The organism is Kitasatospora sp. NPDC057518 (genome assembly GCF_042802075.1).
In the GTDB taxonomy this organism is placed as follows: domain Bacteria; phylum Actinomycetota; class Actinomycetes; order Streptomycetales; family Streptomycetaceae; genus Kitasatospora.
The window spans coordinates 1-8,478 of sequence record NZ_JBHVEU010000389.1; the positions used below are offsets into that span (position 1 = coordinate 1).

Consider the following 8,478-nt stretch of genomic DNA (forward strand, 5'->3'; position numbering starts at 1 on the left):
GGCCCGCCCCGCGCGGCCCGGGGGCCTCCGTTCGTCCCGGGGGCGCTTGCCGCACCCGGCGGGCGTCCGGCGGCCCCCGCCGCTAGCGTGTCCGGCATGGAGATCCTCGCCTACGGAGTGCAGGCCGACGAGCGGCCGCTGCTGGAGCAGGCCTTCGCCGGCCGCCACGGGCTGCGCTGCCTCGACGTGTTCCTCAACCGCGACACCGCCCCGCTGGCCGCCGGCTACCCGGCCGTCAGCAGCAGCGTCAACGCCGTCCTGGACGCCGAGACCCTCGCCGTCCTCGCCGCCGGCGGCACCGAGCTGATCGCCCAGCGCTCCACCGGCTTCAACAACATCGACCTCGACGCGGCCGCCGAACTCGGCCTCACCGTCGCCCGGGTCTCCCACTACAGCCCGTACTCCGTGGCCGAACACGCCTGGACCCTCGCGCTGGCCGTCAACCGCCGCCTCACCCGCGCCGCGAGCCGCTCCCGCGAGTTCGACTTCCGCCTCGACGGGCTCCTCGGCCGCGACATCCACGGCATGACCGTCGGCGTCATCGGCACCGGCAAGATCGGCGAGTGCTTCGCCCGCATCGCCGCCGGCTTCGGCACCGAACTCCTCGGCTGGGACATCGCGCGGAACCCCGCCTGCCTCGACCTCGGCATGCACTACACCGAACTGCCCGAACTCCTCTCCCGCGCCGACCTGGTGAGCCTCCACGTCCCCCTCCTCCCGGCCACCCACCACCTCATCGACGGCGCCGCCCTCGCCCGCATGAAGGACGACGCCATCCTCATCAACTCCAGCCGCGGCGGCCTCGTCGACAGCGCCGCCCTGGTCGAGACCCTGCGCGCCGGCCGCCTCTCCGGCGTCGGCCTCGACGTCTACGAGGAGGAGACCGGCGTCTTCTTCACCGACCGCTCCATCGAGGGCATCACCGACGACACCCTCGCCCGCCTCGTCACCTTCCCCCAGGTCCTCGTCACCAGCCACCAGGCCTACTTCACCCGCACCGCCGTCGGCCAGATCATCGACGCCACCGCCCGCAACATCGACGACCACGCCGCCGGCCGCCGCAACGAGAACACCCTGGTCCCCAGGAACTGACGCCGCGGATGGTGACCCGGATCACGGGAACCGGCCCTCCCGCCCGGACAAGGCATGACGTGAACCATCCACACTCCCGGCTCCGGGCCGGGAACCCCGAAGCGTTCCGCGACCTCTTCCGGGACCACGCCTCCCTGGTGTACCGCCACGCCGTGCGCGTGACCGGGAACTGGGCACTCGCCGAGGACGTGGTCTCACTGACCTTCCTCGAGGCCTGGCGCCTGCGCGGGAAACTCCGCGACGAGGGCGACAGCCCACGCCCCTGGCTCATGGGCATCGCCGTCAACGTGCTGCGCAACACGACGCGCGCCGCCCGCCGCCACAGCGCGGCCCTGGCCCGCATGCCCGCGACCGACCCGGTCCCCGACTTCGCCGACGAACTCGTCGGCCGCATCGCCGACTCCGAGCAACTCGCCGCCGCCCACAAGGCCTTGGGGCGCCTGCGGCGCTCGGAACGCGAGGTCTTCGCGCTCTGCGTCTGGTCCGGGATCGGCTACGCGGAGGCGGCGGCCACCCTCGGCATACCCGTCGGCACCGTACGCTCGCGCCTCTCCCGCGCCCGCACCCGACTGCGCAGACTCGCGGCCGAGGAACTGCGCGCCGCGCAGAAGAACACGGAACCGCTCCCGATCCCCGGACAAGTACAGGGCAGCCGCAGCACCGCGGCCCGGCCGCACAAGGAGACGCACCGATGATCCGCAACTCGCGGCGGCACACCGAACCGCTCGACCACGCGGAACTGGCCCGTCTACTGCCGGCGCCGGCCGATCCCCGCCTGGCGGCCGACCGCCAGGACCTGCTCGAGGAGCACCTGATGAGCGAGATCCACCGGCCCGACCAGGCCGCCCCCGCGGCCGCCCCGGTACGGCGCCCGCTGCGCCGCACCGTCCTCTTCGCGGCGCCGGTCGCCGCGGCCGCGGCCCTCGCCGTGGTCGTCTCCCTGAACACCCCGGCCGACACCGTCGGCTCCCCACGGCTGGTCAGGGCACCCGTCGTGCAGATCGAGGAGGGGAGCACCGTCCAGCTCGCCTCGACGGTCCACGCGATCGCCGCCGCCGCGACGGCGCGCACCACGCCCCAGCCCGGACCGGGCCAGTTCGTCTACGTCAAGAGCCAGGTCTCCTTCATGGCCACCCGTCACAACGTGGACACCGGGGAGTCCGCCACCTGGGTCCAGCCGCTCCACGACCGCGAGGTGTGGAAGTCCCCCGACGGCACCAAGGGCTGGCTGGACGAGCCGGGCTACCAGTCGAAGGGCGGCATCACGCTGGACACCAAGGAGCCCCGCAAGCAGCTGACCTACCAGTGGCTCGCGGCCCAGCCCGCCGACCCCGACGCGCTGCTGAAGTCCGTCTACTCGACGGTGAGCGGCGACCGGGACCACGACCAGCAGGCGTTCAACGAGATCGGCTCCATCATCCGCGAGCAGCTCGTCCCCTCCGCCCTCGCCGCCGCGCTCTACGAGGCCGCCGGCAAGATCCCGGGCGTGGTGGTGGTCGAGCACGCGCAGGACGTCTCCGGCCGCGACGGGATCGCGTTGGCGCGGCTCGACCCCCAGACCGGCGAGCGATCGGAGTGGATCTTCGATCGGGAGAGCCACCAGTACCTCGGCAGCCGTGGCGTGCAGGTCCGGGAGGAGTACGGCATCAAGCCCGGCACCGTCGTGGAGCGCACGACCATCGTCACCCGGGCCGTCGTCGACGCGAAGAACCAGCGCCCCGGCGCCGGGCAGGCCACGGCCTGACGGTCCCACGCCCGATGGGGGCCGCCGGCCGCCGCAACGGGAACACCCCGGCACCGGCGGCCCCTCAACGATCGGGCCCACCTCGTCGGTCATCGGCGGAGCCGCCCCCGCCCAGCAGGGCGGCGGCCACCTGGTCGAAGTACGGTTCCACCTCGGGCAGGGTCGCGGCGGCGAGCACGTCGCTGCGCACCACGGTCCGCACCACGCTGATGCCCAGCAGCCACGCGCTGAACAGCTCCGCCCGCAGATCCGCGTCCGGCCCGTCGACCAGGGCGCGCAGGCCCGCGATGTAGGTGTCGCACACCTGGTCGTGCAGCTGACCGCGGATCGTCTCGTCGCCGGCCGACCGCAGCATGGCGATGAACGGGTGGTCGCCCACCGACTCCGGCCGTTCCTCGCGGAGGATCATCTCCAGCAGTCTGTAAGGGAGTTGGCCGGGCGGGCCGGCCAGCACGGCCCCGGCCTCCTGCGCGTCCTCGGCCGACGCCTCCTCGAACAGCTTCCGCTTCGAACCGAAGTACCGGAACACCAACGAGGCGTCCACGCCCACATCCTGGGCGATGCCGCGGACGTTCGCCCCGGCGTAGCCCTCGCGGCCGAAGTGGACCCGGGCGGCCGCCAGCAGGGCGGCTCTGGTGGCCTCCCGGTCGCGCTTGTGGCGCGGCGACCGGCCGCTCGACGGTGCGGTCACGGCATTCTCCCGGTGGATCGACAGGTGCTGCGGCATCAAGTCATCAGCTGTTGACATGCTATCCCGGCGCGATTAGCTTCGACCGAGTCATCAATCGATGACTTGGCGGCGCGCGTATGCGCACGCCTTCCCACAGGTCGGTTCCCGCCGCACCGGCGTTCCCCGCCGCGAGTTCTCCCGTGTTCACCGTTCCGTGGAGGTCCCAGCGTGAAAACGATTGTTGTCTCGGGTGGTACGGACGGCATCGGCAAGGCCGTTGCCCTGACGTACCTGGGGCGCGGCGACGAGGTCGTCGTCCTCGGCCGCAACGCCGAGAAGGGCGCCGAGGTGCTCGCGGAGGCCGAGCGCATCGGCGCCAGGGGCCGCGCACACTTCATCGCCGCCGACCTCAGCCTGGTCAGCGAGACCCGCAAGGCCGTCGGTGAGATCCGGGACCGGTTCGCCGGGATCGACGGACTGGTCCTGTGCGCCCAGCACTTCCGATCCACGCGCCTGGTCACGGCCGAGGGCTTCGAGCACACCTTCGCGCTGTACTACCTGAGCCGCTTCGTCCTCAGCCACGAACTGGCCGACCTGCTGGCCGCCGCACCGGCGCCCGTCGTGGTCAACGTCTGCGGCCCGGGCGTCGACTTCGGCGAGATCCGCTGGGACGACCTGGGCCGTGAGCGCGACTACAGCGGCATCGACGCCCTGATGCAGGGCAGCCGCCTCAACGACCTGCTCGGCGTCGGGTTCGCCCAGCGGCGGCCGGCCGGTCCGGTGCGGTACGTGCTGCTGAACCCGGGCAGCGTCCGCACCGGCTTCTCGGGCGAGTACGACCCGGTCATGGCCGAGCAGATCGAAGCCGCGCGGCGGAACGCCAGGCCGGTGGAGGAGGGGATCGTGCCGGTCCTGGCGGCGCTCGACGCGCCGCCCGCCGAGACCCTCTCCGCCTCCATGACGGGCGCGCCGCTGGAGCTCACCGGCCCCGCCTTCGACCCCGAGGCGGCGCGGCGCCTCCACGAGCTGACCACCGCGCTGCTCGCCGACGCGGCCTCCTGAACCGGGACCGGGAGGACCCCGGCCGCGACGCCCGCCTCCCGGCGGCCCCTCAGGGCCGGCCGAGCGCCTGGCGGTACCAGGGGGCGGCCTCGGGGAGGCGGGCCAGGGGGCCGGGGCCGGGCGGGCAGGCGGCGAGGTGCCAGATCCGGTCGCTGCGGTACCAGTGGTCGCGGGCGATCAGGCCGAACTGCCGCTCGGAGACCCGGCCGGGCGCGGCGGCCAGCAGTCGGCGGCACTCCTCCCAGGGGGTGTCCGGGCCGTCCGGGGCGGGCAGCAGGCCGAGGGCGGCCAGGGCCGTGAGCAGGTCGCCGCCGCGGACCGGGTCGGGGTGCGAGGCGTGGTGGACGCCCGTCGGGGCGGCCTGCCCGTCCAGGGCGAGCGCGGTGATCAGCCGGGCCAGGTCGGCGCGGTCGACCATCGAGAGCCGGGTGCGGCCGCCCTCCCAGCGGACCGGCACCCGGCGGACCAGCTCGGCCAGCGCGGGCACCACCCAGCGGTCGCCGGTGCCGGTCACCAGTCCGGGGCGCAGCACGCACCCGCCGGCCGCCAGCGCGTGGCGCTCGCCGAGCAGCCGGGTGCGGCTGGCCTCGGACACCGGGGCGGGCGGCACCTCGTCCACCTCGATGCCCCGGTGCGGGCCCTCGCCGTAGACCGCGGCCGTGGAGAGGTGGACGATCCGCCGCACCCCGGCGCGGGTGGCGGCCGCCATCAGGGCGGCGGTGCCCCGGTCGTTGACCGCCTCGCACTCCTCGGCTCCGCCGTCGACCCGGGAGGCGAGGTGCACCAGTGCCCCGGCGCCCGTACAGAGCTCCGTGAGCGCCGCCGGGTCGGCCAGGTCGCCCGGGACCCAGGCGGGGCCCGGTACGGCGTCCTGGGGCGGTGTGCGGGCCAGGGCGCGTACCCGGACGCCGCGCGCGGCGAGGGCCGCGAGAACGCCGGAGCCGATGAAGCCGGTCGCCCCGGTCAGCGCGACCGTGGTGGGCGCCGCGGGACCGTGTTCCGTCGCCATCTCCGAGCCTCCCTGTCGAATCCCCGAGCCCTCGGACTCCGAGCCCCCGAGCCTCCCCGCCGACCGGCCGGTCAGTCTAGCCAGGAGGCGCTCCGGTGGGGAGACACCCGTACGGAGGGGGTGGGGGGATGGCCCGGGGTAAGGCCCACCTAGGCTGTATGTCAAGCAAAACGGGCGAACCGGACCCGCGTTTTGGACCACGAGGACGGAAAGCAGGACCCGCCGATGGGCGACGGAATGTCAGGAATGCACCACCACGGCGGGATGACCCAACTAGGCCCGTTCAGCTTGTCCAACGTCTGGACCTGGTCCCCCGACTGGGTGTTCCTGCTCGGCGGACTGGTCCTCCTGGGGCTGTACGCGGCGGGCGTGGTGCGGCTGTACCGGCGCGGCGACCGCTGGCCGATCGGCCGGGCGGTCGGCTGGGCGGCGGGTGTCGCCACCATGCTGCTGGTCACCTGCACCGGGCTGAACGACTACGGCATGGTGCTGTTCAGCGCGCACATGATCCAGCACATGGTGCTCTCCATGCTGACGCCGATCCTGCTGCTGCTGGGCGCCCCGATCACGCTGGCGCTGCGCGCCCTGCGCCCGGCCGGCAAGGGCCGTCCGCGCGGGCCGCGCGAACTGCTGGTGGCGCTGCTGCACAGCCGGTACATGCGGATCGTCTCGCACGCGGCGTTCACCATCCCGATGTTCATCGCGAGCCTGTACGGGGTCTACTTCACCCCGCTGTTCGACTTCCTGATGCAGTACCGCCTCGGGCACATCTTCATGATGGTGCACTTCCTGCTCACCGGTCTGGCCTTCTTCTGGCCGATCATGGGCGTGGACCCGGGCCCGCACCGCCCGGGCCACGTGATGCGGATCATCGAGCTGTTCATGGGGATGCCGTTCCACGCCTTCTTCGGCGTGGCGGTGATGATGGCGGGCCACCCGCTGGTCACCACCTTCACCGTGGAGGGCGCACCACCGGGGACGAACCTGCTGGAGGACCAGAAGCTGGCCGGCGGCATCACCTGGGCGTTCGGCGAGATCCCGACCGCGATCGTGCTGATCGCGCTGGTCTACCAGTGGATGGGCTCGGAACAGCGGCAGGCCCGCCGCCGCGACCGCTCCGAGGAGCGCACCGGCGACGCCGAGCTGGAGGCGTACAACGCCTACCTGGCCTCGCTGCACAAGCGCGACCGGCGCCCCGGCTCGGCTCCGGCCGCCCCGGTCGCCCCGGTGGCGGGCGCCACCCCGGCGGCCGAGGCCGGCTGAGGCCGACTGAGGCCGACTGAGGCCGACTGAGGCCACCCCACCACTCACCGCGGAACGACCGTTCCCGGGAACCCCCGTTCCGCCTCCGGAACGGGGGTTCCGCCGTTCCGGGACCGCCCCGGAACGGTCGTTCCGCCGCAGGCGTTCGAACGTATATGCACGTCCTGCTGTTCGTCGCCGTCCTGCTCTGCGGGTCCGTCCCGCTCTGGCTGCTCGGCTTCCTCGGCCTGGCGCTGTACCACCGCCGCCGGCCCGTGCCGGCCGGCTCCGACTACCTGGTGGTCCTGGGCGCCGCGCTGGAGGGCTGCGAGCCCGGGCCCCCGCTGGCGGCCCGGCTGGACGCCGCGCTGGAACGTTTCGCCGCCGAGGAGGCCGCCGGGTACGCCCCGCTGGTCGTGGTGACCGGCGGGAAGGGCCCGCACGAGGACTGCACCGAGGCCGCCGCGATGGCCCGCTACCTGGTCGCCCGGGGCGTCCCGGCCGAGCGGATCCGGCGCGAGGAGCGGGCCGTGAACACCGCCGAGAACCTGCGTTTCAGCGCCGCCCTGATGGCCGCCGAGCGCCCCGGCTACCGCTGCACGGTGGTCACCAACGGCTTCCACACCGTCCGCTCCGCCCTCGCCGCCCGCCGGGCCGGCGCCCCCGCCGCCGTGCTCGGCGCGGACGGCCCGCTGGCGCACGGCCCGTACCTCCTGCTGCGCGAGGCCGTCGGCACCGCCCTCGCCCTGTGGCGCCCGCACGGGGCCGCCCTGCTCCTGGTGGTGGCGGCGGCCGGGGCCGGGGCACTGCTCGGACTGTCCTGAGGACGGTCCCTGGGCAGCGCGGTCCTGGGGCACAGCGGTCCTGGGGCACAGCGACCCAGGTGCCGGGCCCTGGATCGTGTCGCACCCCTCCGCCAGGATGGAGGCGGAGCCGAGTGCGGAGGGGGCACGAGCGTGTCCAAGTGGAGCACGTTGCAGCGGGCCTGCGTCCTGGTGGCCCTGGCGGCCGCCCTGGTCGCGGCGGTGGTGGGCGGGCTGGCCGCCTGGCAGTGGGTGTTCGACGACCCGGGGTGGCTGTCCTGGCACGGGTGGGTGTTCGGGGCCGCCCTGCTGGCGGGCGCGGCGGCCTCGGGACCGTTCCTGCGGTACGAGGTCTCCCCCGGCGCGGTCGTGGGCATCGGCCTGTTCCTGCTCGTGCCGCCGCTGGTCGGCGTCCTGATGGCGGCGTCCGCCACGGACGACATCCGGAGCTGGATGCGCACCGACAAGGCGGTGACGGCCACCCTGAGCGGCTGCCACGTCTCCGGTTCGGAGACCCTGGAGAGCGACCGCGGCCCGATCGGCTCGATCGACGTCTACAGCTGCACCTACCGCTGGACGGCGGCCGGGCAGGACTGGGAGCAGGTCCGCCGCTCCCACGACGGCGACCACCCGGACGGCCATCGGGAACAGGTGTGGGCGGACGGTTCGACCGGCGAGGTGGCCGAGCACCGGCCGGTCAGGATCGGCATGGGCATCCTGGTCGCGCTCGCCTGTCTGGTCGGCACCGTGCTGGTGTGGGGCGGCCAGGCGCTCCTGCTGCACGAGACCGGCCTGCTCGGCCGCCGTCGGCCGGCCGACGCCTGAGCGCGGAGGAGGCCCCCGGGCTGGTCCGTAC

At 74.0% G+C, this 8,478-nt stretch carries 9 protein-coding genes; 7 read left to right on the forward strand and 2 right to left on the reverse strand.

Going from position 1 to position 8,478, the window contains the following annotated elements; genetic code table 11:
* Positions 1-96 precede the first annotated feature (96 nt).
* From ACFU7Z_RS30575 to ACFU7Z_RS30585, 3 genes are read left to right on the forward strand one after another with little or no spacing between them, the layout of a single operon-like run.
* On the forward strand, positions 97-1,092 hold the full coding sequence (locus tag ACFU7Z_RS30575) for a 2-hydroxyacid dehydrogenase (protein WP_049656211.1): 996 nt from the start codon (positions 97-99) through the stop codon (positions 1,090-1,092).
* Between the two features lie 59 nt (positions 1,093-1,151).
* Positions 1,152-1,787 carry an RNA polymerase sigma factor gene (locus ACFU7Z_RS30580; protein ID WP_380781060.1) on the forward strand — a complete coding sequence of 212 codons (636 nt, stop codon included), beginning with the start codon at positions 1,152-1,154 and terminating at the stop codon, positions 1,785-1,787.
* Positions 1,784-2,836: a CU044_5270 family protein gene (locus ACFU7Z_RS30585; protein WP_380781062.1), complete on the forward strand. Its 1,053-nt coding sequence runs from the start codon at positions 1,784-1,786 to the stop codon at positions 2,834-2,836. The genes ACFU7Z_RS30580 and ACFU7Z_RS30585 overlap by 4 nt, the downstream gene beginning before the upstream one ends.
* Before the next feature lie 64 nt (positions 2,837-2,900).
* Here ACFU7Z_RS30585 and ACFU7Z_RS30590 read toward each other — a convergent pair whose 3' ends face one another.
* Positions 2,901-3,527 (reverse strand): TetR family transcriptional regulator, encoded by a 627-nt coding sequence (locus tag ACFU7Z_RS30590; protein WP_380781064.1) that lies wholly within the window; start codon positions 3,525-3,527, stop codon positions 2,901-2,903.
* 207 nt (positions 3,528-3,734) lie between these two features.
* Here ACFU7Z_RS30590 and ACFU7Z_RS30595 point away from each other — a divergent pair, with 207 nt between their 5' ends.
* Positions 3,735-4,568, forward strand: coding sequence for an SDR family NAD(P)-dependent oxidoreductase (locus tag ACFU7Z_RS30595; RefSeq protein ID WP_380781066.1), 834 nt, complete (start codon positions 3,735-3,737; stop codon positions 4,566-4,568).
* A 49-nt stretch (positions 4,569-4,617) separates the two neighbouring features.
* Here ACFU7Z_RS30595 and ACFU7Z_RS30600 read toward each other — a convergent pair whose 3' ends face one another.
* On the reverse strand, positions 4,618-5,577 hold the full coding sequence (locus ACFU7Z_RS30600) for an NAD-dependent epimerase/dehydratase family protein (RefSeq protein ID WP_380781068.1): 960 nt from the start codon (positions 5,575-5,577) through the stop codon (positions 4,618-4,620).
* Between the two features lie 246 nt (positions 5,578-5,823).
* Here ACFU7Z_RS30600 and ACFU7Z_RS30605 point away from each other — a divergent pair, with 246 nt between their 5' ends.
* The 3 genes from ACFU7Z_RS30605 (at position 5,824) to ACFU7Z_RS30615 (ending at position 8,447) form a co-directional block, all read left to right on the forward strand.
* Positions 5,824-6,840, forward strand: coding sequence for a cytochrome c oxidase assembly protein (locus ACFU7Z_RS30605; protein ID WP_079272526.1), 1,017 nt, complete (start codon positions 5,824-5,826; stop codon positions 6,838-6,840).
* Positions 6,841-6,995: 155 nt separating this feature from the next.
* Positions 6,996-7,643, forward strand: a complete 648-nt coding sequence (locus tag ACFU7Z_RS30610; protein ID WP_117492263.1) for a YdcF family protein — start codon at positions 6,996-6,998, stop codon at positions 7,641-7,643.
* A 132-nt stretch (positions 7,644-7,775) separates the two neighbouring features.
* Positions 7,776-8,447, forward strand: a complete 672-nt coding sequence (locus ACFU7Z_RS30615; protein ID WP_380781070.1) for a hypothetical protein — start codon at positions 7,776-7,778, stop codon at positions 8,445-8,447.
* Positions 8,448-8,478: the final 31 nt, after the last annotated feature.

Coding starts and splice junctions, on each gene's coding strand:
- ACFU7Z_RS30575 (WP_049656211.1), top strand. CDS start 97: ATGGAGATCCTCGCCTACGGAGTGCAGGCCGACGAGCGGCCGCTGCTG.
- ACFU7Z_RS30585 (WP_380781062.1), top strand. CDS start 1,784: ATGATCCGCAACTCGCGGCGGCACACCGAACCGCTCGACCACGCGGAA.
- ACFU7Z_RS30600 (WP_380781068.1), bottom strand. CDS start 5,577: ATGGCGACGGAACACGGTCCCGCGGCGCCCACCACGGTCGCGCTGACC.
- ACFU7Z_RS30605 (WP_079272526.1), top strand. CDS start 5,824: ATGCACCACCACGGCGGGATGACCCAACTAGGCCCGTTCAGCTTGTCC.
- ACFU7Z_RS30610 (WP_117492263.1), top strand. CDS start 6,996: ATGCACGTCCTGCTGTTCGTCGCCGTCCTGCTCTGCGGGTCCGTCCCG.